This window comes from Micromonospora sp. NPDC047738, from assembly GCF_040642675.1.
Taxonomy (GTDB): Bacteria; Actinomycetota; Actinomycetes; order Mycobacteriales; family Micromonosporaceae; genus Micromonospora.
Map to the genome: position 1 here is coordinate 306,287 of NZ_JBEYSO010000003.1, position 24,529 is coordinate 330,815.

Sequence of the window (24,529 nt, forward strand, 5' to 3'; positions counted from 1 at the left end):
ATCGTAGTCAGCGTCGGTAGATATCCGCGATCTCCGCCGCGTACGTCTTGTGCACGACCTGCCGCTTCACCTTGAGCGAGGGGGTCAGCTCGCCGGTGTCCTCGGTGAAGTCGTGCGGCAGGATCCGGAACACCTTGATCGCCTCGGCCTTGGAGACCGACCGGTTGGCCTGGTCGATCGCGCCCTGCACCTCGGCCCGCAGCGCCTCGTCGTCGCGCAGGTCGGCGGCGCGGGCCGTCTCCGGCCGGCCGCGCGCGGCCAGCCACTTCGGCAGCGCCTCCTCGTCGATGGTGACCAGCGCCCCGATGAACGGCTGCCGGTCGCCGACCACCACGCACTGGCTCACCAGCGGGTGGGCCCGGACCTGGTCCTCCAGCGCCGCCGGGGCGACGTTCTTGCCGCCGGCGGTCACGATGATCTCCTTCTTGCGGCCGGTGATGCTCAGGTAGCCGTCCTCGTCGAGCCGGCCCAGGTCGCCGGTGCGGAACCAGCCGTCCGAAGTGAGCGCCTCGGCGGTGGCCGCCTCGTTGTGCCAGTACCCCTGGAAGACCAGGTCGCCGGAGATCAGGATCTCGCCGTCGTCCTCGATCCGGATCGTCACGCCGGGCAGCGGGCGGCCCACCGTGCCGATCCGGGTGGCGCTGGGCAGATTCGCGGCGGCGGCGGGGGCGGTCTCGGTGAGGCCGTAGCCCTCGGCGATGTTCACCCCGATGCCGCGGAAGAAGTGCGCGAGCCGGGTGCCGAGCGGAGCGCCGCCGGAGATCGCGTCCCGGCACCGGCCGCCCAGCGCCGCCCGCAGCTTGCCGTAGACCAGCTTGTCGAAGAGCACGTGCTGGGCGCGCAGCGCCAGGCCCGGCCCGTCCGGGGCGTCCAGCGCCTCGCTGTACGCGATGGCGACCTTCTCGGCCCGGTCGAAGATCTTCCCCTTGCCGTCGGCCTCGGCCTTCTGCCGGGCGCCGTTGTAGACCTTCTCGAACACCCGGGGCACGGAGAGCACGAAGGTCGGCTTGACCTCCTGGAGCTCGGCGACCAGGTTCTTGGTGTCCGCACAGTGCGCCATGGTGGCCCGGGCCTGCACCACGCCGATCTGGATGAGCCGGGCGAAGGCGTGCGCGAGCGGCAGGAAGAGCAGGGTGGAGGCGCCCTGACGGAAGAGGTTCGGCAGCACCGGCACCGCGTTGGTGATGTCGGCGTACATGTTGCGGTGGGTCAGCACGCAACCCTTGGGGCGGCCGGTGGTGCCGCTGGTGTAGATGATGGTGGCGATGTCGTCGGCCTTGACGGTCGAGCGGCGTACCTCGACGTCGGCCGGGTCGACAGAGGCGCCGGCGGCGACCAGATCGTCCACCGCGCCGCTCTCGATCTGCCAGATCTGGCGCAGCTCGGGCAGCCGGTCGCGGATCTCGGCGACCAGCCCGGCGTGCGCGGCGGTCTCCACCAGCGCGGCGACCGCGCCGGAGTCGGCGAGGATCCAGGCCGCCTGCTCGGCGCTGGACGTCTCGTAGATCGGCACGGTGACCGCGCCGGCAGCCCAGATGGCGTAGTCGAGCAGGGTCCACTCGTAGCGGGTGCGGCTCATCAGCGCGACCCGGTCGCCGGGGGAGATGCCGGCGGCGAGCAGGCCTCGGGCCACCGCCACGACCTCGTCGCGGAACTGCCGGCAGGTCACGTCCATCCAGGCACGGCCGTCGCCGCCGCCACGCCGGACGAACTGCACCGTCTCGGGGGCGACCTCGGCGTTTTCCCAGACCGGGTCGGTCAGGTTGGCCGCGTCGCCGACGGTGACGATCGGCGGTACGGAGAACTCGCGCACAGGCACTCCCTCGTGCTCACACGGCCCGGGCCGGCCGTGTCGGCTCTGTCGAAACCTACCCGCCCGTTCGCGAAGGTGAGGTGGCGAGGTTGCCCGCCCGGCTGACGGGACACACCCGGCCCGACCGCGACCGCGGCTCGGGGGTGGAGCGCCGCGCCCGGGCCCGCCGCCGGGTAGCCTCCCCCCATGGCGGACTCCTCCACCCAGTCGATCATCATCGGCGCGCCACCGGACCGGGTGGCGGCGGTCATCTGCGACTTCCCCAGCTACCCGGAGTGGGCCGAGGCGATCCGGCGGGCGGAGGTGATCGAGGAGTACGAGGACGGTTACGCCAGCCAGGTCCGGTTCACCATCGACGCCGGCGTCATGGCCGACGAGTACGTGCTGGCCTACGAGTACGCCGAGGACCTCGCCCGGATCGAGTGGCACCTGGTGGCGCCCTCGAAGATGCAGAAGGCCCAGCGGGGGTCGTACGACCTCACCGGCAGTCCCGACGGGACCACCACGGTCACCTACACCCTCGAGGTGGAGCTCTCCGTGGCCATGCTCGGCATGTTTCGCCGCAAGGCCGAGAAAATGATCATGGATGCGGCGTTGAAGCAGCTCAAGCGCCGGGTAGAAGCACTCGGTGCGGCCCACTGACCCGACCGGCGTCCGGTCGTCACGGTAGAGGAGCCGACCCATGGCCACCACTGATCCGGGTTCGGCCCGGGAGGAGGCGGAACGTCTCGTCGCCATGCTGCTGGCCTCCGCCCGGCTGGCCGCCGCCACGCCGGGGGCCGGCCCCTGGGGCCCGCTCGGCGGGATCCTGTCCGGTGTCCTCGGTCACACCCCGAGCGGTGCCGGCTCCGGCGAGCCGACGGCCTCGGCGGGTTTCGCCACCGGGTCGCCCGAATGCTGCGTCTGCCCGATCTGTCGGGGTATCGCGGCGTTGCGGGACCCCAGTCCGGAGTTCGCCGAGCGCCTCGCCACCGGGGCCGGGGACCTGGCGGCCGGCGTGGCCAGCCTGTTGCGGGCGTTCGCCCCGGCCGAGCCGGCGGGGGCCGACGAGCCGGCCGCCGGTACCCCCGCCGGAGATCACGTCTGGCGCGAGGCCACCCGTACCGGGCATGATTCTCAGCCGGCACCCGAGCAGGACGTCTGGTCCGCCGCGACCCGGGGGGAGGGCCTGGCCGACCCGGGTGCCAGCGTGCCGCCCGCCGACGCCGCCGGGCCGGACGTGCCGGTGTCGAGCCGGCCGCCGGCCGGCCGTCCCGTGGTGCCCGTCGCCCGGGCGTCCGGCGAGGTGGCCGAGGAGGCACCAGGCGACGGGGCCTGACCACCGGACATCCCGACCCTGCCCGGCCGTGCCGGACGAGGTCAGGGAGCACAGCAGAGGGGAGTGGCAGCGGTGACGCTGACCATCGGAGTCGACGTCGGTGGCACGAAGGTGGCCGGCGGTGTCGTGGACGACACCGGCAAGGTGCTCGTGCAGGCCCGACGGGACACCCCCGCCGAGGACGTGGCCAAGACCCGGGACACCATCATCGAGGTGGTCACCGAGCTGGCCACCGGCCACCCGGTCGAGGCGGTCGGCATCGGCGCGGCCGGCTGGATCGACGCCTCCCGGTCCACCGTGCTCTTCGCCCCCAACCTGGCCTGGCGGGACGAGCCGCTGCGCGAGTACGTCGGCAACGCCATCGGGGTGCCGGTGGTCGTGGAGAACGACGGGAACGTGGCCGCCTGGGCGGAGTTCCGCTACGGCGCGGCCCGGGCCGCCGACGACTCGATGGTCATGTTCACCATCGGCACCGGCGTCGGCGGCGGCATCGTGCTCGGCGGTGAGCTGCTCCGCGGCGCCAACGGCATCGCGGCCGAGCTGGGGCACATGCTCACCGTGCCGGACGGCCACCAGTGCGGCTGCGGCCGGCTGGGCTGCATCGAGCAGTACGCCAGCGGCAGCGCCCTGGTCCGCTTCGCCCGCGCCGCCGCCCGCCAGGAACCGCACCGGGCCACCGCCCTGCTGGAGCTGGCCGGCGGCGAGGCCGAGGGGATCACCGGACCGATGGTGACCGCCGCCGCGCAGGGTGGCGACCCGGTGTCCGCCGAGGCGTTCGCCCAGGTCGGCCGCTGGCTGGGCACCAGCCTCGCCGACATGGCGCAGATCCTCGACCCGCAGGTGCTGGTCGTCGGGGGCGGCGTGGTGGAGGCCGGTGACCTGCTGATGGGCCCGACCCGGCGGTCGTACACCCAGGCCCTCGCCCAGCGCAGCCGGCTGCCGGTGGCCGAGATCCGCCCGGCCGAGCTGGGCAACACCGCCGGCGTCATCGGCGCCGCCGACCTCGCCCGGCGGCTCTGAGGTGCCCGGCCCGGGCGTACCGCTGCGGGTGGTGTCGTACAACGTGCACAGCCAGCGGGACGACACCGCCGCGCTGGCCGAGGTGGTCCGGGAGGCCGCGCCGGACGTGGTGATCGTCCAGGAGGGGCCGCGGCGGTTCCGGTGGCGGCAGAAGTGCGCCTCGCTGGCCGACTCGTTCGGCCTGGTCGTGGCCGCGGGCGGCCTGCCGTCGCTGGGCAACCTGCTGCTGACCAGCCTGCGGGTGCGGGTAGTGGCCACCCGCTGCCAGCGCTACCCGCTGACCCCCGGGCGGCATCTGCGCGGCGCCGCGTACGCCGAGTGCCTGGTGGCCGGGAGCCGGTTCCTGCTGGCCGGCTCCCACCTCTCGACGGACCCGGCCGAGCGGCCGGCGCAGGCGGCCGCGTTCAAGCGGGAGCTGGCCGCCACGACGCTGCCGGTGGTGGCCGGCGCCGACCTCAACGAGGAGCCGGACGGGCCGGCGTGGCGGACGGTGGCGCAGGGGCTGACCGACACCGCGCTGGCCGCGGACCGGGCGGACCGGCACACCTTCCCCTGTGCCAACCCGCAGCGGCGGATCGACGCCCTCTTCGTGGACCCGCGGATCACCGTGGTGGACTACGACGTGGTGGACACCCCGCGCACCCGCCGGGCCAGCGACCACTTCCCGGTGCTGGTCGACCTGCTGCTGCCCGCCGGTTGAGCCGGCGACCCGCCGAGATGATCCGGCACGCTGGACAAGCGCGGGCATTCTCGGCAGGATTTCGCACCGACCCGGCCCTCGTGCCGCACAAAGGAGATTGTCCCGGTGCCCTCCTCCACCGACCTCGGCCGTCCCGATCCGGACCCGACGGTCGCCCTGACCCGGGACGGCCGCCCGGTCTCCGACCGGGGCGACACCGTCTGCGTCATCGGCGCCGGGGCCAGCGGCCTCACCGCCGTGAAGAACCTCCGCGAGCATGGCTTCGGCGTCGACTGCTATGAGCGGGAGACCGGTATCGGCGGGGCGTGGAACTGGCGGCATGACCGCAGCCCGGTGTACGCCAGCACCCACCTCATCTCGTCCCGGCCGTTCACCCAGTTCCCCGACTTCCCGATGCCGGACGACTGGCCGGACTACCCGCACCACACCCAGCTGCTGTCCTACTTCGAGCGCTACGCCGACCACTTCGACCTGCGCCGGCACGTCTGGTTCGGCACCGAGGTGGTCCGGGTGGAGCCGGTCGAGGGGGACCGGTGGGACGTCACCACCCGCAGCACCGGCGGGTACGGTCCGGAGCGCACCTCCCGGTATGCGGGCGTGGTGCTGGCCAACGGGCACAACTGGTCGCCGAAGCTGCCCCGCTACGAGGGCCTGGAGCAGTTCCGGGGCGAGGTCATGCATGCCTCGTCCTACAAGGACCCGGCGCAGCTGCGCGGCAAGCGGGTGCTGGTGGTGGGCGGCGGCAACACCGGCTGCGACATCGCGGTCGAGGCGGCCCAGCAGGCGTCCCGCTGCTGGCACTCCACCCGCCGCGGCTACTGGTACGCCCCGAAGTACGTCTTCGGCCGCCCCGCCGACCAGGTCAACGACACCCTGCTCGCGCTGCGGGTGCCGCTGCGGGTACGCCAGTGGCTCTACCACCGGACGCTGCGGCTGACCGTCGGTGATCTGACCCGGTTCGGCCTGCCCAGACCGGACCACCGGGTCTACGAGACCCACCCGATCGCCAACAGCCAGCTGGTCTACCACGTCGGCCACGGCGCGATCACCCCGGTGCCGGACGTGACCCGGTTCCACGACCGCACGGTGGCGCTGAGCGACGAGCGGGAGATCGACCCGGAGCTGGTCATCTTCGCCACCGGCTACCTGCCGCGCTTCGAGTTCCTCGACGGCGCGGTGCTCGGCGACGCCGACGGGTCGGGCCGGCCGCGGCTCTGGCTCAACGCCTTCGCCGCCGGCCACCCCACGCTGGCCGTGGTCGGCCTGGTGCAGCCGGATTCCGGCGTGTTCCCCATCGCGCACTGGCAGAGCGTGCTCTTCGCCCGGCTGCTCGCCGCGCGTACCGCCCGGCCGGACCGGGCCGCCGCGTTCGGCCGGAAGGTCGCCGCCGGCCTCGGTGAGCGGTACTCGGGGAAGGTCAAGGACAGCAGCCGGCACTGGTTCGAGGTCGGGCACGCCGACTACCTGCGGGCGCTCCAGCGCGCCCTGGACGAGCTGGAGGGCAAGTGAGCGAGCGAAGCGAGGCGGTGGCGTGAGCGAGCGGAGCGAGCGAACCGTTCGGTTCAGCAGCGTGGCGCCTCGCGCCGCCGGGGAGCGAAGCGAGGCGGCGGCGTGAGCGTGGAGCGGGTGCGGATCGTCCGGTCGTGGGAGTGGGCCCGCCCGGAGCGCCCGGCCCGACGTGAGGTGCTGGCCGTGGTGCCGGAGCTGGAGGAGGGGAAGCCGCCCCTGCTCTTCGTACCCGGGTTCGGGCACGGGGCGTGGGCGTTCGCCGAGCACTGGCTGTCGCACGCCGCGTCCCGCGGCTTCCCGGCGTACGCGCTGAGCCTGCGCGGGCACGGCGGCAGCGAGCCGGCGCCGGCGGCGACGCTGCGGTCGTACACCCATGACGTGGTCCAGGCGGCGGCGAGCCTGCCGCGGCAGGCGGTGCTGGTGGGGCACGGGGCCGGCGCCCGGGTGGTGGCGCACGCCCTGGCCCGCTACCCGGCCCGGGCGGCGGTGCTGGTGGCGCCGGTGCTGGGCAGCTGGGGGACGTTCGGCACCGCGCTGCGGCGTAACCCGGTGGGCACCCTGCCGGCGGTCTTCGGCGGCCGCCTGCGGCTGAGCCGCCGGCAGCTGTTCAGCCGGGAGCTGCCGGACGGCGAGGCCCGCCGGTACGTAGCGCGGCTGGGTCGGGCCGGCCGGCGGGCGCAGTGGCAGTTGCTCACCGGCGACCAGCCGGAGCCGGCGGTGGGCCGCCCGCCGGTGCTGGTGCTGGGCAGCCCGGACGACCGGGTGGTGCCCGCGGCGGCGCTGACCCGGGCCGCGCGCCGGTACGCCTCGGCCCCGCTGCTCTTTCCCGGCATGGGCCACGATCTGATGCTCGACGCCCGCTGGCGGGAGCCGATCGACGCGATCCTCGACTGGCTGGAGAAGGACCCGGCGCCCGCCGCCGGGTGAGCGCGGGCGCCGGTCAGTCGGCCGCGGCGAGCCGGCGCAGCAGTGAGCCGCTCTCGTCCAGGGCGCTCAGGTACGACCGCGCCCAGGCGTGGATGTCGTTGCGCCGCAGGTGCGCCCGCATCGCCCGCATCCGGGCCGAGACGTCCTCCGGGCCGGCCCGCAGCGCGGTGAGCAGGGCCTGCTTCAGCCCGTCCAGGTCGTGCGGGTTGACCAGGTACGCCTGGTCCAGCTCGGCGGCGGCGCCGGCGAACTCGCTGAGCAGCAGCGCGCCGGTGTTGTCCACCCGGGCGGCGACGTACTCCTTGGCGACCAGGTTCATCCCGTCCCGCAGCGGGGTCACCGCCATCACGTCGGCGATCCGGTAGAGGGCGACCAGTTCGGTCCGGTCGAAGGGCTGGCTGAGGTAGTGGATCGCCGGCTCGCCGACCCGGCCGAACTCGCCGTTGATCCGGCCGACCTGGTGCTCCACCCGGTCCCGGAGGATCTGGTACTGGGCGACGCGTTCCCGGCTGGGCACCGCGACCTGGACCAGCACCGTGTCCCGGACCTTGACGTCCCCGCTGGCCAGCAGCTCCCGGTACGCCTTGAGCCGCTGCTCGATGCCCTTGGTGTAGTCCATCCGGTCCACGCTGAGGATGACGTGCTCGGGGTCGCCGAGGTCCTTGCGCAGCCGGTGGGCCCGATCGGCGACCTCGGGCCGGGCGGCGAGCGCGGCCATCTCGGCGGTGTCGATGGAGACGGGGAAGGCACCGACCTGGACCGTCCGGTCGCCGACGTCGACCCGCCGGTCGGTGGCGGGCAGTTCGAGCACCTTGGCCACCAGCTGGGCGAAGTTGTGCGCGGCCTGCGCCCGCTGGAAGCCGATCAGGTCGGCGCCGAGCATGCCGCGCAGCAGTTCGGCCCGGCGGGGGAGCTGCATGAACAGCTCCGGCGGCGGGAACGGCACGTGCAGGAAGAAGCCGATCCGCAGGTCGGGGCGGAGCCGCCGGAGCAGCCCCGGGACGAGCTGGAGGTGGTAGTCCTGCACCCAGACCAGGCCGCCCGGCTCGGCCACCTCGGCCGCGGCCTCGGCGAACCGCTGGTTGACCCGCTGGTACGCCTCCCACCAGCGGCGGTGGTACTCGGGCTGCTCGACGGCGTCGTGGTAGAGCGGCCAGAGGGTCGCGTTGGCGAAGCCCTCGTAGTGGTCGCGGAGATCGTCGGCGGTCAGCGGGACGGTGTGCATCCGGACGCCGTCCACCTCGGGCAGGTGCGGTGCCGGGCCGGTGCCGCCGGCCCAGCCGAGCCAGGTCGCCGGGGTGTGCCGGAGCAGGGGGTGCAGGGCGCTCACCAGGCCGCCGGGGCTGCGGCGCCACTCGCAGGCGCCGTCCGGCGCCACACTGTCGTCGACGGGGAGGCGGTTGGCCACCACCACGAGGGGGCTCTGTCGCATCTCGGGCAATCCGCTCAGCAGGGGTCCGGCCACCGGAGCGAGGAACAAACCGGACAGCCGGTGCGGGAAGTGACGTACGGGTATTCCTACTGACCGTAAGTTACACCCCTGTTACGCGCCTGGCGCCGGGGCGGCGGCCGTCCCGGTATCCGGGCGGCGGCCGGGGCGGAGCGGATCAGACGACCGCGCCGTCGTCCGGGTCCTGCTCGTCGGAGTCGCCGGGGCGCAGCCGCCAGATCAGCATCACGAAGCCGGCCAGGATGCCGGTGAAGCCGAGCAGCGTCACCACGGACGGGTCGGTGACCGGGAGCAGGGTGGGGGAGAGGAAGAACACGAAGCCGGCCACGATGCAGAGCACGCCCACCACGGCGTACTTCGAGAAGCGCGGCAGCGGGGGCGGCGGTGGCGGGGTGTAGTGCTCGTCCTCGTCGTCGGGCAGGTCGGCGCCGAAGGTGTCCAGGCCGTCCAGCAGTGACGGCTCGTCGGACCGGCCCCGGCTCACCGAGATCCCGGAGACGTCCGCCGCGTACGGCAGGCGCCGGACGTCGGTGGCAGTCGGGCCGCCGGTCTCCTCCGCCCGGCCGCCGGCGCTCCCGGTCGGCTCGGGCGGGTCGACGGAGTCGTCGTCCACGTCCTCGGCGGCAGGCCACGGGTGGCTGCCGGAGGTGGGGGCGGAGTGGAAGCCGGCGACGATCTTGGCCCACTCCGCCTCGATGTCCGGCTCGTCGTCCCGGGTCGACTCGCGGGCCCCCTCGTCGCTGAGCTGGGTGAGGTAGTCCCGGGCGGTGGTCAGGTGCGAGCGGTCGACGTAGAGCCGGTCGACCGGGCGGGACGGGACCGTCGTGGTGCGGGTGATCGGGTTCAGGTCGGCGGAGGGCTGCAGGTAAGCGGCGATCCCGCCGGCGGCGAGCACGTCGAGCAGATGTTCGCCGATGCGCGGATCGACGTCGCCCGCGACCGCGTACTCGGCCGCGTCGAGCCCGTTGTCCCGCCGTCCCCGGCGGGGCCCACCCGCTGACACCGGACACCCCTCCTCGCCGCCTGTCGGTGCGTCCCGACCCGGCGCCCCGTACGCCGTGCCCTGAATCGTGACACGTCCGGACCCTGTTCCGGGAGTGCGTTGTGGCGTGCCGCTCCCGGTTCGTAGGCTCTTCCCGGACAGTCCCGCTCGCCGACGGCGCCCCGGGCGCGGTCCGGGCGCGTCCCGGCGGCCCGTTCCGGGCTCCCGGCCTCGACGGCTCCAGGTCGCCGCGCGGCGTCGGGCTGGCCGTCATCCGCCTCCGGTGCGCCGCCTGGCGTCGCCGAGGCCGAATGGTGGCCGCCAGCCGAGTTGGAGCCGTCGTCGGGCGTCGCCGCCCCCACCTGGAAGGACCCCGGTGCTGTACTGGCTGTTGAAGTACATCATCCTCGGCCCGCTGCTGAGGCTGATCTTCCGCCCGCAGGTGGAGGGGCTCGAGCACGTCCCGGAGACCGGTCCGGTCATCCTGGCCAGCAACCACCTCTCCTTCTCGGACTCGATCTTCACGCCGCTCATCGTCAAGCGAAAAGTCACATTCATCGCCAAAGCGGAGTACTTCACCGGTAAGGGGATCAAGGGCTGGCTGACCAAGATGTTCTTCGTCGGCTCCGGCACCATCCCGGTCGACCGGTCCGGTGGCCAGGCCGCCCGGGCCGCCCTGGACACCCAGCTCAAGGTGCTCCGGGCGGGCGGGATCGCCGGCATCTATCCCGAGGGGACCCGCTCGCCGGACGGCCGGCTCTACCGCGGCAAGACCGGCGTGGCCCGGCTCGCCCTGGAGAGCGGTGCCCCGGTGGTCCCGATGGCGATGCTCAACGCCGACGAGATCCAGCCGCCCGGCCAGCTCATCCCCACGATCAAGCGGGTGCGGATCCGCTTCGGCGCCCCGCTGGACTTCTCCCGCTACGCCGGCCTGTCCGGCGACCGGTTCGTCGAGCGGGCGGTCACCGACGAGATCATGTACGAGGTGATGGAACTCTCCGGCCGCGAGTACGTCGACACGTACGCCCAGAAGGCCAAGACCCAGCCGGTCCCCGCCTGACGCCCCAATCGGCCCCTGGGATCAGCAGGCGACGGCGGGGCCGGTGTCGGGCACCGGGCGGCGGGCCAGCGCCAGCAGGCCCGGCGCCTCGTTGCGCTGGGCGAAGGCGCTCACCTCGGCCAGCGGCGCGGTGACCGCCGCCCGATCCCCCGCCCGGTCCAGCTCGGCGACGGCCAGGGCGAGGGCCAGCATCCGGTCCGTCACGTCGGGGATCCGGGCGTAGATCTCCGCGCCCGCCAGGTGCAGCTCGCCGGCGCGCCGGTGGTCGCCGTCGGCCGCGGCGAGGGCCGCGGTCACCGTCCGCAGCGCCGCCTCCGACCAGGGCGTCCGGTGTTCGAGCCGGTCCAGCATCGCCCGCACGCGCACCGCCGCGTCCCGACCGGCCAGGGTGGCCGCGTACGCGGCCGCGGCGATCCATTCGCCGCTGGCCAGCGCGGGCACCGCCGACCACGAGTCGGCCAGCTCGTCGACCAGCTCCGCCGCCTCGTCGGCCCGCCCCTGCAGGGCGCGGCAGAGCGCGGCCATCCCGAGCATGGTCCAGCGCGGCCGGTGGAAGCCGCTGCGGCGGGCGCTGTCCAACGCGGCGGCCACGTCGTCCGGGTGCCGGGGCAGGGGCTCCTCCGGGCCGCCGTTCCGCTGGCCCGGTGCCGGTCGGGGCGCCGGCGGCACCGGCCGGCCGCGCAGCACCAGCAGGCACGAGCGCAGGCCGCGGACCTGCATGTCCCAGCCGCCGGTGGGGGTGTCCACGAAGGCGTCCGCGGCGGCGAGCAGCCGGGCGAAGTCCCCGTCGAAGTACGCCCGCATCGCCTCCCCGGAGTAGCTGGTGGTCAGCGTCTGCCCGCTGGCCGTACGCGCCGGCGCGGCGGACAGCAGCGCGTCCGAGCGCAGCCAGTCGCCTTCCTCGCGGACCGCGTACGCCAGGTTCTGCACCGCCCGGTGCAGCGCCAGCAGCTGCTGCGCCCGGCCGTACTCGACGAGCACGTGCAGCTCGTCCAGGCCCGACCGGTCACCCGACTGGTACCGGGCGGTGGCCGCGGTGATCCGCGCGTTGGTCCGGGTCTCCGACAGCCCCAGCCGCGCGCCGATCTCCGCCGCGGTCTCGGCGGCGGCCACCGCCGGGTCCCGCTCGTAGTTGAGCATGTGCAGCCGGCCCAGCTCCGCGTACGCGTCCGCCTTCTGGCCGCTGTCCGGCAGCGGCTCGAACAGGGACACGGCGCGGTTGAGGCAGGCCACCGCGGCGGTCCGGTCGGCGCGCAGCCAGGCGGCCTGGCCGAGCAGGGTCCAGGCCCGGGCGGCGCAGGGGTGGTCGCCGTGCGCGAGCAGCCGGTCGGCGAGCGCGTGCAGCTGCTCCGGCCCGCCGCCGGAGAGGAAGGCGTTGCCGTCCCGGTAGAACGAGATCTCGGTGCTCAGCAGCTCCAGCTGCAGCCGGCCGATCGGGTCGCTGTCGTCGGCCAGGCCCAGCGCCCGGCCGGCGTGCGCCGCCGCCGCGTCCAGCCCGTGCAGGGCGTACGCCCGGCGGGCGGCCCGGTGCAGCGCGGCGCGCGCCGGGCCGGCGTAGCGGTGGGTGTCCATGCCGAGCGTGCGGGCGATCTCGTGGGCCGCCCAGCGGTGGTGGGCGAGCACCTCGGCCAGGTCGGTGTCCCGGCTCTGCGACAGCGTGTCCAGCCAGTCCGCGGTGCGCTCGTGCCGGGCCACCCGCTCGGTACGCGGCAGCCGCTGGTAGCAGACGTCCCGGACCAGGACGTGCCGGAACCGGAACTCCGGCTGCCCGGCCATCGTGGACGCCCCCTGCTCGTGCACGAAGTCGCGCTGCTCCAGCCGGCGCAGCGCGCGCTCCACCGACTCGACCGGCTGGCCGAGCGCGGCGGCCACCGCGCCGGGCCAGAACTGCACACCCACCACCGAGGCGGCCAGCAGCACCGCCCGGTCCTTGGCGTCGAGCAGGTCGATCCGGTTGGCGATGACCGCGTGGACGCTCTCCGGCATGGGCAGGTCGAGGTGCTTGTCCAGCGACCAGCCGCGCCCGGACTGGCGCAGCGCGCCCTGCTCGATGAGCATCCGGACGTACTCGTGGGCGTAGAGCGGGTTGCCGCCGGCGACCTCCACCAGCGGGGTGAGCATCTCGGCGGGGAACGCGGCCTGGCCGAACATGTGCGCGTAGAGCGAGGCGATGCCGGTGTCCCGCAGCGGGGGCAGGGTGATGGTGACCGAGCCGGTGATCGTCCCCGCCCAGCTCGGGTCCCGGTCGACCAGCTCCGGCCGGGCGGTGCAGAGCAGCAGCAGCGGCGCGTCCCGGGCGGCGGCGCCGAGCAGCTCGACGAAGCGCAGCATGGCGTCGTCGGCCCAGTGCAGGTCCTCGAAGACCAGCACGGTGGGGCGGCGGGCGGCCAGGGCCAGCAGGAACCGCCGCCACGCCGACTCGGCCTCCTCGGCCGGCAGCGTGGTGCCGGTCAGCCCGACCAGCGGGCGCAGCGCGTCGACGATCCGGTCCCGCTCGGCCGGCCCGACCAGCTCGGTCACCGCGGACGTGAGCCGCTGCGCCGCGGTCGACGCCGGGTCGGTGTCGAGGATGCCGGCCTCGGTCTTCACCACGTCGGCCAGCGCGGCGAAGGTGACGTTCTCCCCGAACGGCGGGCACCGGCCGGTCCGCCAGGTCAGCGGCTCGTCGACCAGCCGACCGGCGTGCCGGTAGAGCTCGCGGACCAGTCGGCTCTTGCCGATGCCGGCCCGGCCGAAGACGGTCACCACCTGCGGGAGCCGGTCCCGCAGCGACCGGTGCAGGGCGTTGACCAGCAGACCCAGCTCGTGCTCCCGGTCGATCAGCGGCGTGGTGTCCGGCTCCTGGTCGGTGGGCTGGCGGCGTACCGGGGCGAGGGCGAGCCAGACCTCGGTGGGGGTGGACCGGCCGCGCAGGGTGACCGGCGGCTGCTCCTCGTAGCTGATGGCGTCCTTGGTGAGGGCGTGGGTCGCGCCGCAGACCAGCACCCCGCCGGGCGGCGCCACCGACTGCATCCGGGACGCCGTGTTGACCACGTCGCCGGCCACGATCGCCTGCCCGCCGTCCCGGGCGGCGGCCACGTCCACCAGCGCCTCGCCGGTCGCCACGCCGACCCGGAACCGCAGCTCGTCGCGGCCGGACGGGGCGAACCGGGTGAGCACCCGCTGCAGCTCCAGCCCGGCCCGGACACAGCGCAGCGCGTCGGTCTCGGTGGCCACCGGGGCGCCGAAGAGCGCCATCACGGCATCCCCGATGTACTTCTCGACCACCCCGCCGTACTGCCCGACCACCCGTTTCGCGGCCGAGAAGAAGCCGGTCTGCATGCCGCGGACCTGTTCCGGGTCGGCGCGCTCGACGTACGGGGTGAAGTCGATCAGGTCGACGAACAGGACGCTGACCCGCCGGCGGTCCTCCTGCGGCGTGGCGACGGGCTGCTTGGCACCGGACCGGGCTGCCCCGCACGAGGTGCAGAAGGCCACGTCGGCGGCGAGCGGGCGCAGGCAGTGTGGGCAGACCGCCCCCAGCTCCGCGCCGCAGCCACCACAGAAGCGGTCGCCTTCGGCGGCGGTACGTCCACAACGGTCACACTGGGCGGAGATGACGCCCTCCACTGGTGGATCCTCCGGCCGGTCCCGGCCGGGCGCCGCCCCCCGCGGCGTCCATCGCGAGTATCGCCGCTGGTAGCGGTGTCAGGTACCGGGCTGTTGGCTTGTGGACACTCGTCCGGACAGCCGTCGGCGCGGTTCGCGGACTAGATTCATGCCTCGGACGACGACCGCGATCAAGGGGGCCACACCATGGTGTACGTGAAGCTGGAGAGCGACTGGACCGACGCCGACGGGGTCGCCCACGCGGCGGGGGACTCCGTCGACGTGGACGCCGCCACCCTCGCCACCCTCCAGGCCGAGGGCATCGTCATCGAGGGCTCCGGCGGCGATGACAACAGCGACTGGGCCGGGCCGGGCCGGCCCAACGAGTGGGCCGGGCCGGGCAGCGCCGGCGTCTGAGCCGGGCGGCACGACCGCAGGGCCGGGGCGAGAACGCCCCGGCCCTGCGCGTATCCGTCAGCGGTCGTTCATCCCGGCGCGGCGGCGCAGCGCGGCCACGTCCGTCACCACGATCCGGCGCCCCTCGGTGCGCAGCCAGCCCCGGCTGGCGAACGAGCCGATCGCCTGGTTGACGCTCTGCCGGGAGCCGCCGGCCATCTCGGCGAGCTGGCTCTGGTTGAGCTCGATGGTGATCATCGGCGCCTGGCTCTCGCCGGCGAGCCGGACCAGCGTCTTGGCCACCCGGCCGGGCAGGTCGAGGAAGACGTGGTCGGCGTTCTGCTCGGTGAGCCGGCGGATCAGCCCGCCGAGCGAGCGCATCACCGCGTCGAGGATGCGCGGGTTCGAGTGCACCAGCTCCATGAAGGCCGGCCGGGACAGCGCCAGCGCGGCGCAATCCTCGATCGCCTCGGCCGACGCGGACCGGGTGGACGCGTCCAGCAGGGAAACCTCGCCCAGCACGTCCGGCGGACGGATCACCGACAGCACCGCGCGCTCGCCCGTCGGTGCCGTGCGGAACACCGCCACCGCCCCCCGGCGCAGCACGATCAGCGACTCGCCCGGGTCGTTCTCCACGAAGAGCAACTGACCCTTGCGGTAGGTGCGCGGCACCGCAGCGGCGATGACCCGCTGCCGCACCTCCGGCTCGAGCCCGGCGAACATCTCCACGCCCGTGAGCGCGTCACCCGGCTCCGGCAGGCGAACCTCCACGGCCCAACCCCTCCCCGGTCAAGGACCACAACTCGCTCACCGGGGTGGCCCTGACATCCCGGTACGAGGCATCTGAACCGGTTCGGCGTCCGGTAGCGGTACACATCAGATCATGACGCTCCGGTCGCGTGCTGTACACCCCTGGAGACAGTTCCGTGACCCTCCCGAACCGCCTGTCCGAACCGTGCCGACCTCGGCGGACGCCCCGGCGACGGGCGGGCGGGGGCGGTGGGCGAGGATGGCGGGGATGGTCTACCGCTACTTCTACGACTGCGAGTTCATCGAGGACGGCCGCATCGTCGACCTGGTGTCGATCGGCGTCGTCGATGAGTACGGCCGCGAGTTCTACGCGGTCTCCACCGAGTTCGACGACTCCCGGGCGGTGCCCTGGGTGCGCCGCAACGTGCTGGACAAGCTCCCCTCGCCCGCCGACCGCGCGTGGCGGTCCCGGGAGCGGATCCGGGACGACCTCTACGAGTTCCTGATGGCGCCGGTCCGGGACCGCCCGGGCGAGCAGCTGGAGCTCTGGGCCTGGTACGCGGCGTACGACCACGTGGTCCTGGCCCAGCTGTGGGGCGCGATGCCGGCGCTGCCGCGGGAGATCCCGCGGTTCACCAAGGAACTGCGCCAGCTCTGGGACGACCGGGGCCGGCCGAAGCTGCCGGACGCCGACGCGGACCGGCACGACGCCCTGGTCGACGCCCGGCACAACCTGGCGCGCTGGCGGGCGATGACCGAGCGGTGACCGGCAGCCCGGACGGCCGCCGCGTGGGGGAGAAGCGCGAGGTCGGCTACTGACGGGTAGCCGATCCGGCGGGCGGCAGGGGGCCGGGGCGCGGTGTCGCCGTACCCCCGCGCCGACTACAGTGCGCACTGACGGCCCGCCCCGGGCCGGCAACGGCGCCGATGGTCTGATCTGACACCTATCCTGGGGCTTATCCGGGCTTCACCTGATGCTCCAGGAGGATGAGCAGATCATGCGTATCGGCGTGCTCACCGGCGGCGGCGACTGCCCTGGTCTCAACGCGGTGATTCGGGCGGTGGTCCGCAAGGGCGTCGCCACCTACGGTCACGAGTTCGTGGGCTTCCGGGATGGCTGGAAGGGCCCGCTGGAGGGCCTGTCCAGGCCGCTGGGCATCGCGGAGGTCCGTGGCATCCTGCCCCGCGGCGGCACCATCCTCGGCTCGTCCCGGACCAACCCGTTCAAGATCGAGAACGGCGTCGAGCGGATCAAGGACAACCTCGCCGCCCAGGGCGTGGACGCGCTGATCGCCATCGGCGGCGAGGACACCCTCGGCGTCGCCACCAAGCTGCACGAGCTGGGCGTCAAGGTCGTCGGCGTGCCGAAGACCATCGACAACGACCTGGGTGCCACCGACTACACCTTCGGCTTCGACACCGCGGTCAACATCGCCATGGAGGCGATCGACCGGCTGCACACCACCGCGGAGAGCCACCACCGCACGCTGGTGGTCGAGGTGATGGGCCGGCACGCCGGCTGGATCGCCCTGCACGCCGGCCTCGCCGGCGGCGCCAACGTGATCCTGCTGCCCGAGCGGCAGTTCGACGTCGACCAGGTCGCCGGGTACGTCGAGAAGCGCTTCCAGCACCAGTACGCCCCGATCGTCGTGGTCGCCGAGGGCGCGCACCCGCTGGAGGGCCAGATGGTGCTGCACAACCAGGAGCTGGACTCGTTCGGCCACGTCCGGCTCGGCGGCATCGGCCAGTGGCTCGCCGAGCAGCTGGAGGCGAAGACCGGCAAGGAGGCCCGCACCGTGGTGCTCGGCCACATCCAGCGCGGCGGCACCCCGACCGCCTTCGACCGGGTGCTCGCCACCCGGCTCGGCCTGCACGCGATCGACGCGGCTAACGAGGGCGACTGGGGCAAGATGGTCGCGATGCAGAGCACGGACATCGTCCGCGTCCCGCTGGCCGAGGCCACCCGGGAGCTGAAGACCGTGCCGTTGGAGCGGTACGCCGAGGCCGAGGTCTTCTTCGGCAGCTGATCGACGCTGGCGGCGCGGCGGACCCGGCCGGGGTCCGCCGCGCCCCGCGACCGAGAGAGGTACGGCCCATGGCACCCGAGGTGCACACCGTCGCCGTGATCGGCGCCGGCAAGATCGGCGAGCTGATGCTCTCCGGCCTGCTCCGCTCCGGCTGGCCGGTCGAGCGGCTGCTCGCCACCGCCCGGCGAGCGAGCCGCGCCGAGGAGCTGACCGCCCGGTACGGCGTACGGGTGGTGGACAACCTCGTCGCGGTGGACGAGGCGGAGGTGCTCGCCGTCTCGGTCAAGCCGCAGGACGCGGCGGCGCTGCTCGACGAGATCGGCCCGAAGGTGCCGGCCGACAAGCTGGTCATCTCGCTCTGCGCCGGCCTGCCCACCACCTTCTTCAGCCGCCGGCTGCCGGAGGGCACCCCGGTGATCCGGGTGATGACCAACACGCCGGCGCTGGTGGACGAGGCGATGAGCGCCATCTCCGCCGGCGCGCACGCCACCGGCGCGCACCTGGCCCTCGCCGAGGAGATGTTCAAGCCGCTCGGCGCGACCATCCGGGTGCCCGAGTCGCAGCAGGACGCGGTGACCGCTCTCTCCGGCTCCGGTCCCGCCTACTTCTATCTGCTGGTCGAGGCCATGATCGACGCCGGCATCCTGCTCGGCCTGCCCCGGCAGGTGGCGCACGAGCTGATCGTGCAGACCGCCATCGGCTCGGCGGTGATGCTCCGCGACTCCGGCGAGCACCCGGTCAAGCTCCGCGAGGCGGTCACCTCGCCGGCCGGCACCACCATCTCCGCCATCCGGGAGCTGGAGAACCACGGCGTACGCGCGGCCATGCTGGCGGCGCTGGAGGCGGCCCGCGACCGCGCCCGGGAACTGGCGGCCCAGGCCGACTGAGGCGGCAGGTACGAGCCACGACGCGAGATCGCCCCAACCGTCGCTGACGGTGCCCCCGGTTTGTTCGTGCCGCATACTGGCGCCGTGTTCACTCTCGCCCAGGCGCGACACCTGGTGGCCACGCTGCGGCCGCGCATCGACGAGCTGATCCGGCTCCGCGCCGACCTCGCCGAGCTGCGGGTCGACCTGGCCGAGCACGGGGTCAGCGCGCTCGGCGGGTTGGCCGAGGTGAAGGCCCTCGAAGCCCGGCTGCACGCCGTCCTCGAGGAGATCCACCAGCACGACATCCAGGTCAAGGGGATCGCCCCGGTGCTGCTGGACTTCCCCGGCGAGCGGGGCGGCCGGGCGGTGCTCTGGTGCTGGCTGGAGGGGGACGACGAGGTGCGCTGGTACCACCGGGTGGAGTGCGGCTTCGCCGGCCGCCGCCCGATCTGACCGCCCTCCGGCACCCGTTCCACGGCCCACCCGCACCGGCCCGTCCCGGCGGTTCCACCGCGCGTCCAAGCCGGGCCGGCCGGTGTGGCCAGCCACGCGCCCGGACCGGGCGGAGCGTGCCGTCGCTGGCCGGGTACGGTGCCGTGCATGGTCGACGCACGCCCAGCGACGCCGGATGACGCCGCCGAGCTGGTCCGGTTGCGTGGCCTGATGCTCGCGGCGGTGAGGGGTGCGGAGCCGCCGCCGGGCCCGTGGCAGGACGTCGCCCGGGCGCAGCTACGGGAGTGGCTGGCCGAGCCGGAGCCGTCGATGGCGGCCTTCGTGGTCGACGGGCCGGACGGGACGCTGGCCGCCTGCGCGGTCGGCACGATCGAGCGCCGGCTCGGCGGCCCGGACAACCCGAACGGCCTGACCGGGTACGTCTTCAACGTCAGCACCGATCCCGTCCACCGCCGGCGCGGCCACTCCCGGGCCTGCCTGACGGCGTTGCTGGGCTGGTTCCGCGAGCGCGGCGTGCGGCGGATCGACCTGCGGGCCTCCGCGGCGGGACGGCCGCTCTACCGCTCGCTCGGCTTCCGGGAGACCCGCGACCCGGCCATGCGGCTCGCGCTCCCGCCGCAGGCGGTCTGACCGCCCGGGCACTACGGCGCAACCGGCGCGTCCGGAGGGCGGGCGGCTTCCCCACCCTCCGGACGGGACGGTCAGCTGTCGGCGTAGCGGCGGGCGGCGGCGAGAGCGGCGCGCAGCTGCTCCGCGTCGACCGGTGCCGGCCGCTCCCAGTCGTTGGCCGGGTCGGCCGAGTAGAGGGCGGCGTACGCGGTGGTGTCGCGCTGGAACCGCCAGCCCTCGGCGAGCGGGCCCACGTCGACCGCGTCGTAGCCGAGGGAGTCGAGGAACCTCGAGACGGTGCCCTTGGCGGCCGCGTCGTCGCCGGCGATCGGCAGGGCGGTACGGTCCGCCGCGCCGGCCGGCCGGGCCAGGGCGAGCAGGTGCTTGAAGTAGATGTTGTTGAAGCCCTTGACCACTCGCGCCTGGGGCAGGTGCCGCTGGAGCAGCTCGCTGGTGGTGGTCGACTCGTCGTCCAGCTCCGGGAACTGCCCGTCCCGCTCCGGGTAGTAGTTGTTGGTGTCGATGACGATCTTGCCGGCGAGCGGCTCGGCCGGCACCGCCCGGTAGGCCCGCAGCGGGATGGTGACCACCACGAGGTCGCCGGCCGCCGCCGCCTCGGCCGGGGTGGCGGCGCGGGCTCGGGGGCCCAGCTCGTCCACCAGTTCCTTGAGCGTCTCCGGGCCACGGGAGTTGCTGAGTACCACGTCGTGACCGGCGGCCACCGCCAGCCGGGCCACCGTGCCGCCGATGTTGCCGCTGCCGATCAGTCCCACAGTTGTCATGCCGGTGCCAACCGCATGACGGCGGCCGGCATTCCCGACCAAGGTGGTCGGTTATTCAGCGGCCCGGCATCCGGTCGGGGGCGTTCGCCTCGGCCTGGCGAAAACCTTCAGCGACCGGAATCGCATTGGCAATGATTTGTATCAATAAGGGTCTATCGACGAACCCTGCGAATTGTTGATCTTCCGTCCGGACCTGATTCATTGATATCTATCTCCCACCACCACTTCCCACCCCCAGGAGTGCGACGTGCGGAGATCCCGTCTTGCCACCCTCGCCCTGACCCTGGCGTCCTCGCTCGGGTTTACCCTGGCCCTGGCCGCCCCCGCCCAGGCCGCCCCCGCCGACCGGTACGTCGCGCTCGGTGACTCGTACGCCTCCGGCGTCGGCGCCGACAGCTACACGTCCGAGAGCGGGTCCTGCCTGCGCAGCACCAACGCCTATCCCGCGCTCTACAACACCAACATCAGGCCGGCCTCGTACCGCTCGGTGGCCTGCTCGGGCGCGACCACGACGGACGTCATCAACAGTCAGCTCTCGGCGCTGTCCTCGACCACCACCCTGGTCAGCGTCACCGTCGGCGGCAACGACGTCGGCTTCGCCAACATCATGACCACCTGCGTCCTGCAGGGTGAGAGCCAGTGCGTGGCGGCCGTGCAGGCCGCCGAGGACAAGGCCCGGACCGAGCTGCCCGGCAAGCTCGCCAACGTCTACAACGGCATCAAGAGCCGGGCGCCCTCGGCCCGCGTGGTGGTCGTCGGCTACCCGGTCTTCTACCAGCTCGGCACGATCTGCGTCGGGCTCAGCGCGACCTCCCGAGCGAAGATCAACGAGGGCATCAACCTGCTCGACGACATCACCAGGACGGCGGCCACCTCGGCCGGCTTCAAGTTCGCCGACGTCCGGTCGATCTTCGTCGGCCACCAGCTCTGCAGCTACGGCGAGAAGTGGCTGCACGCGTTGAACTACCTCAACCTGACCGTCTCGTACCACCCGACGGCTGCCGGGCAGTCCGGCGGCTACTACCCGGTCTTCCGCTCCGTCGCGGGCTGACCGCCTCCGGGGCCGCGCCGATTCCCGTAGTGGAGTCGGCGCGGCCCGCTGCGCTGCCGCTGAGCCGACCCGATCCGCCCGTCCGAACCATCGCGGACGGGCTCGCTGGCTGCACTTTCCCGGAAGAGCGGCTATTTCGTGTTGAACAGCCACTCTTTCCGGGAATCAGGGCGGATCTTGAGCGCGGTCAGGCGGGCAGCACCTTCTCGATCGCGGCCCGCAGCTCGGCGGCGTCCGGGGTGACCTGCGGCGCGAACCGAGCGGCGACCGTGCCGTCCGGGGCGACCAGGAACTTCTCGAAATTCCACCGCACGTCGCCGGTGTGTCCCTCGGCGTCCGGCGTGGACACCAGCTCGGCGTAGAGCGGGTGCCGGCCCGGCCCGTTGACGTCGACCTTCTCCGTCAACGGGAAGGTCACGCCGTAGTTGACCTGGCAGAATTCCTCGATCTCCGCGGCCGTGCCGGGCTCCTGTCCGGCGAACTGGTTGCAGGGCACCCCGAGCACGGTCAGGCCCCGGTCGGCGTACTCGTCGGCGAGGGCCTGGAGGCCGGTGTACTGCGGGGTGAGGCCGCACCGCGAGGCCACGTTGACCACCAGCAGCGCGCGGCCGCGGTACTGCGCGAGGTCGGCGGGGCCGCCGGTGAGGGCGTCGATCTGCACGTCGAAAACGGTCATGTGGCGAGGCTACGCGCCCGCCGGGACCGGTCGGCGCGGACATAGGAAATCGATGCATCTACATCTTGACGAAGTGATGACGCGTGAGTAGCGTCTCAGCATCAATCTGGAAAGTTTCCTAACTGTTTAGGGAGACGCCGTATGAAGAGATCGCTCCGCCGGGCCCTCTGGGCCACCGGTGCCGTGGTCGCGCTGGCGGTCGCGGCGGTACCGATGGCGACCGCGTCCGCCGCGGGCAGCGTGACCGCCACCTTCGCCAAGGTGCAGGACTGGGGGACCGGTCACGAGACGAAGGTGACCGTCACCAATGGCACCAGCGCCAGCGTGGACACCTGGCGCATCGAGTTCGACCTGCCCGCGGGCACCACCATCAGCACCTTCTGGGATGCCGACGTCACCAGCAGCGGCAACCACTACGTCGCGGTGAAGAAGAGCTGGGCCGGCCCGCTCGCCCCCGGGGCCAGCTTCAGCTGGGGCTACAACGGCACCGGGGCGTACAAGGCGCCGCTCAACTGCACCGTCAACGGCGCCTCCTGCGCCGGCGGCACCCCGCCGCCCACCACGACCCCGCCGACGACCACCCCGCCCACCACGGCTCCGCCGACCACTCCGCCACCGACCACCCCGCCGCCCACGACCCCGCCGCCGACCGGGGGCAAGAAGGTCGTCGGCTACTTCGCCGAGTGGGGCGTCTACGCCCGCAACTACCACGTCAAGAACATCCACACCAGCGGGTCGGCGGCCAAGCTGACCCACATCCTGTACGCGTTCGGCAACACCAGCGGCGGTCGGTGCAGCATCGGCGACAGCTATGCCGACTACGACAAGGCGTACACCGCGGCGGACAGCGTGGACGGCGTGGCCGACACCTGGGACCAGCCGCTGCGCGGCAGCTTCAACCAGCTCCGCAAGCTGAAGCGGATGTACCCGAACCTCAAGGTGCTCTGGTCCTTCGGCGGCTGGACCTGGTCGGCCGGCTTCACCCAGGCCGCGCAGAACCCGGCCGCGTTCGCCGACTCGTGCTACGCCCTGGTCAAGGACCCGCGCTGGGCGGACGTCTTCGACGGCATCGACGTCGACTGGGAGTACCCGAACGCCTGCGGCCTGCAGTGCGACAGCAGCGGCCCGAACGCCTTCAAGAACGTGGTCAGCGCGCTGCGCAGCAAGTTCGGCGCCAACTTCCTGGTCACCGCGGCGATCACCGCCGACGGCAGCAGCGGCGGCAAGATCGACGCGGCCGACTACGCCGGCGCCGCGCCGCAGCTCAACTGGCTGATGCCGATGACCTACGACTACTTCGGCGCGTTCAACGCCCAGGGGCCCACCGCCCCGCACTCCCCGCTCTACTCGTACGCCGGCATCCCGCAGCAGGGCTTCTGGGCGGACGCGGCGATCCAGAAGCTCAAGGGCAAGGGGGTCCTGTCCGACAAGCTGCTGCTCGGCGTCGGCTTCTACGGCCGGGGCTGGACCGGGGTGACCCAGTCCGCCCCGGGCGGCACCGCCACCGGCCCGGCGCCCGGCACCTATGAGCAGGGCATCGAGGACTACAAGGTGCTCAAGAACAGTTGCCCGGCGACCGGCACCGTGGGCGGCACGGCGTACGCCAAGTGCGGCAGCAACTGGTGGAGCTACGACACCCCGTCCACCATCGGCGGCAAGATGACCTACGCGAAGAACCAGGGCCTCGGTGGCGCGTTCTTCTGGGAGCTCTCCGGTGACACCAGCAACGGCGAGCTGATCGGCGCCATCAAGGGCGGCCTCGGCTGAGCCGAGGGCCGACGCATCACCCACCCGGCGGGGAGGGGCCCTACCGGCCCCTCCCCGCCCGGCTGTCCAGCCCCGCCGAGCCGCCCGCGCGCCGGACCGGCTGACCGGGGTGGTCGAGGCAAGATGGAACGGCCGCGCGCCGCGTCGCCAGGGACGTGACCGACATTCCGTACGACGGTTCGACAGGCGGGAAGGTCGATGTGGCACACTCGCCGCTCGGCATCTTCCGATGCCCGCGCCGATGGGAGGGACCGATGGGCCTGACGCACCCGAGGGTGGCGACCGGGGTGGTGCTGCTCGCGCTCCTGCCGCTGGCCCTGACCGGCTGCGGCCTCGGCGGGGACGACGGGCCCGGGGCCGCCTCCGACGGCGGGCCGCAGCGGGCACCGGCCGAGGAGGCGGCGGCCAAGAGCCGCGAGCGGGTGCAGGCATACCTCGACGCGATGGCGGGCAAGGACGTCGACGCCGGCCGCAGCCAGTTCTGCGCCCCCGTGCAGGCCGCCTTCGACGCCGCCGCGACGGGTCCCAACGGCGACTTCGCCGACCACTTCACCGTGCCGCAGGCCACCATCACCGACGTCCGGTCCGGGCCGAACGGCCAGGAGGTCAGCACCTCCGTCACCGTCGCCGTCGGCTCCCGCAAGGCCACCCGGGCGCTGCTGTTCACGGTCACCCGCAGCGGCGCGGACTGGTGCATCTCCGGCGAGGCCCCGGGCGGCCACACCCCGGAACCGTCGATCACCCCCTGACCCGCCCGCCTGGCTGACCTGCGGCCCGCCGGA

At 73.4% G+C, this 24,529-nt stretch carries 23 protein-coding genes; 16 read left to right on the forward strand and 7 right to left on the reverse strand.

The annotated features are described in order from the left end of the window. Positions 1-7: 7 nt before the first annotated feature. Positions 8-1,813: a long-chain fatty acid--CoA ligase gene (locus ABZ783_RS07580; RefSeq protein WP_357435094.1), complete on the reverse strand. Its 1,806-nt coding sequence runs from the start codon at positions 1,811-1,813 to the stop codon at positions 8-10. Between the two features lie 186 nt (positions 1,814-1,999). On the opposite strand from ABZ783_RS07580, the gene ABZ783_RS07585 reads away from it, so the two are divergent. The 6 genes from ABZ783_RS07585 to ABZ783_RS07610 all read left to right on the forward strand — a co-directional run bounded on the left by ABZ783_RS07585 (position 2,000) and on the right by ABZ783_RS07610 (position 7,287). Further along, positions 2,000-2,455 (forward strand): SRPBCC family protein, encoded by a 456-nt coding sequence (locus ABZ783_RS07585; protein ID WP_357435096.1) that lies wholly within the window; start codon positions 2,000-2,002, stop codon positions 2,453-2,455. A gap of 40 nt (positions 2,456-2,495) precedes the next feature. Next, positions 2,496-3,131: a hypothetical protein gene (locus ABZ783_RS07590; protein WP_357435098.1), complete on the forward strand. Its 636-nt coding sequence runs from the start codon at positions 2,496-2,498 to the stop codon at positions 3,129-3,131. A 63-nt stretch (positions 3,132-3,194) separates the two neighbouring features. Beyond that, positions 3,195-4,151 (forward strand): ROK family glucokinase, encoded by a 957-nt coding sequence (locus tag ABZ783_RS07595; protein WP_357435100.1) that lies wholly within the window; start codon positions 3,195-3,197, stop codon positions 4,149-4,151. Position 4,152: 1 nt separating this feature from the next. Continuing rightward, positions 4,153-4,851 (forward strand): endonuclease/exonuclease/phosphatase family protein, encoded by a 699-nt coding sequence (locus tag ABZ783_RS07600; protein WP_357435103.1) that lies wholly within the window; start codon positions 4,153-4,155, stop codon positions 4,849-4,851. 105 nt (positions 4,852-4,956) lie between these two features. Beyond that, positions 4,957-6,360 (forward strand): NAD(P)-binding domain-containing protein, encoded by a 1,404-nt coding sequence (locus ABZ783_RS07605; protein ID WP_357435105.1) that lies wholly within the window; start codon positions 4,957-4,959, stop codon positions 6,358-6,360. 108 nt (positions 6,361-6,468) lie between these two features. Then, positions 6,469-7,287 carry an alpha/beta fold hydrolase gene (locus tag ABZ783_RS07610; RefSeq protein WP_357435318.1) on the forward strand — a complete coding sequence of 273 codons (819 nt, stop codon included), beginning with the start codon at positions 6,469-6,471 and terminating at the stop codon, positions 7,285-7,287. Positions 7,288-7,300: 13 nt separating this feature from the next. Here the strand turns inward: ABZ783_RS07610 and ABZ783_RS07615 are convergent, their stop codons facing one another. Together ABZ783_RS07615 and ABZ783_RS07620 are read right to left on the reverse strand one after the other, a co-directional pair. Next, positions 7,301-8,719 (reverse strand): trehalose-6-phosphate synthase, encoded by a 1,419-nt coding sequence (locus ABZ783_RS07615; protein ID WP_357435107.1) that lies wholly within the window; start codon positions 8,717-8,719, stop codon positions 7,301-7,303. A 175-nt stretch (positions 8,720-8,894) separates the two neighbouring features. Further along, positions 8,895-9,740 carry a DUF308 domain-containing protein gene (locus tag ABZ783_RS07620; RefSeq protein WP_357435108.1) on the reverse strand — a complete coding sequence of 282 codons (846 nt, stop codon included), beginning with the start codon at positions 9,738-9,740 and terminating at the stop codon, positions 8,895-8,897. 355 nt (positions 9,741-10,095) lie between these two features. Here ABZ783_RS07620 and ABZ783_RS07625 point away from each other — a divergent pair, with 355 nt between their 5' ends. Continuing rightward, positions 10,096-10,779, forward strand: coding sequence for a lysophospholipid acyltransferase family protein (locus ABZ783_RS07625; RefSeq protein WP_357435109.1), 684 nt, complete (start codon positions 10,096-10,098; stop codon positions 10,777-10,779). A 21-nt stretch (positions 10,780-10,800) separates the two neighbouring features. Here the strand turns inward: ABZ783_RS07625 and ABZ783_RS07630 are convergent, their stop codons facing one another. After that, entirely contained in the window at positions 10,801-14,388 is a 3,588-nt protein-coding gene (locus ABZ783_RS07630; RefSeq protein ID WP_357435111.1) for an adenylate/guanylate cyclase domain-containing protein, read from the reverse strand. A 186-nt stretch (positions 14,389-14,574) separates the two neighbouring features. Between ABZ783_RS07630 and ABZ783_RS07635 the strand changes: the two genes are divergently transcribed. Next, entirely contained in the window at positions 14,575-14,784 is a 210-nt protein-coding gene (locus ABZ783_RS07635) for a hypothetical protein (protein WP_073838867.1), read from the forward strand. 57 nt (positions 14,785-14,841) lie between these two features. Here ABZ783_RS07635 and ABZ783_RS07640 read toward each other — a convergent pair whose 3' ends face one another. Next, a complete protein-coding gene (locus ABZ783_RS07640) occupies positions 14,842-15,534 on the reverse strand; it encodes a Crp/Fnr family transcriptional regulator (RefSeq protein ID WP_073838866.1) in 693 nt (230 codons plus the stop codon). Positions 15,535-15,781: 247 nt separating this feature from the next. Here ABZ783_RS07640 and ABZ783_RS07645 point away from each other — a divergent pair, with 247 nt between their 5' ends. The 5 genes from ABZ783_RS07645 (at position 15,782) to ABZ783_RS07665 (ending at position 19,492) form a co-directional block, all read left to right on the forward strand. Continuing rightward, a complete protein-coding gene (locus ABZ783_RS07645; protein WP_073838865.1) occupies positions 15,782-16,279 on the forward strand; it encodes a polyadenylate-specific 3'-exoribonuclease AS in 498 nt (165 codons plus the stop codon). Positions 16,280-16,511: 232 nt separating this feature from the next. After that, on the forward strand, positions 16,512-17,540 hold the full coding sequence (locus ABZ783_RS07650) for a 6-phosphofructokinase (protein WP_357435320.1): 1,029 nt from the start codon (positions 16,512-16,514) through the stop codon (positions 17,538-17,540). Positions 17,541-17,608: 68 nt separating this feature from the next. Continuing rightward, positions 17,609-18,427, forward strand: a complete 819-nt coding sequence (gene proC / locus ABZ783_RS07655) for a pyrroline-5-carboxylate reductase (RefSeq protein ID WP_357435113.1) — start codon at positions 17,609-17,611, stop codon at positions 18,425-18,427. A gap of 84 nt (positions 18,428-18,511) precedes the next feature. Further along, positions 18,512-18,862, forward strand: coding sequence for a DUF2203 domain-containing protein (locus tag ABZ783_RS07660; RefSeq protein WP_357435114.1), 351 nt, complete (start codon positions 18,512-18,514; stop codon positions 18,860-18,862). 147 nt (positions 18,863-19,009) lie between these two features. Then, positions 19,010-19,492 (forward strand): GNAT family N-acetyltransferase, encoded by a 483-nt coding sequence (locus ABZ783_RS07665; RefSeq protein WP_357435116.1) that lies wholly within the window; start codon positions 19,010-19,012, stop codon positions 19,490-19,492. A 71-nt stretch (positions 19,493-19,563) separates the two neighbouring features. Here ABZ783_RS07665 and ABZ783_RS07670 read toward each other — a convergent pair whose 3' ends face one another. Next, complete coding sequence (locus ABZ783_RS07670) at positions 19,564-20,253, reverse strand: NADPH-dependent F420 reductase (RefSeq protein WP_357435118.1); 690 nt, start codon at positions 20,251-20,253, stop codon at positions 19,564-19,566. 247 nt (positions 20,254-20,500) lie between these two features. Here ABZ783_RS07670 and ABZ783_RS07675 point away from each other — a divergent pair, with 247 nt between their 5' ends. Then, on the forward strand, positions 20,501-21,304 hold the full coding sequence (locus tag ABZ783_RS07675; RefSeq protein ID WP_357435119.1) for an SGNH/GDSL hydrolase family protein: 804 nt from the start codon (positions 20,501-20,503) through the stop codon (positions 21,302-21,304). Positions 21,305-21,491: 187 nt separating this feature from the next. Here the strand turns inward: ABZ783_RS07675 and ABZ783_RS07680 are convergent, their stop codons facing one another. Beyond that, on the reverse strand, positions 21,492-21,980 hold the full coding sequence (locus ABZ783_RS07680; protein ID WP_357435121.1) for a glutathione peroxidase: 489 nt from the start codon (positions 21,978-21,980) through the stop codon (positions 21,492-21,494). A 141-nt stretch (positions 21,981-22,121) separates the two neighbouring features. On the opposite strand from ABZ783_RS07680, the gene ABZ783_RS07685 reads away from it, so the two are divergent. Together ABZ783_RS07685 and ABZ783_RS07690 are read left to right on the forward strand one after the other, a co-directional pair. Then, positions 22,122-23,747, forward strand: coding sequence for a glycosyl hydrolase family 18 protein (locus ABZ783_RS07685; protein ID WP_357435122.1), 1,626 nt, complete (start codon positions 22,122-22,124; stop codon positions 23,745-23,747). A gap of 254 nt (positions 23,748-24,001) precedes the next feature. Beyond that, positions 24,002-24,496 (forward strand): hypothetical protein, encoded by a 495-nt coding sequence (locus ABZ783_RS07690; RefSeq protein WP_357435123.1) that lies wholly within the window; start codon positions 24,002-24,004, stop codon positions 24,494-24,496. Positions 24,497-24,529: the final 33 nt, after the last annotated feature.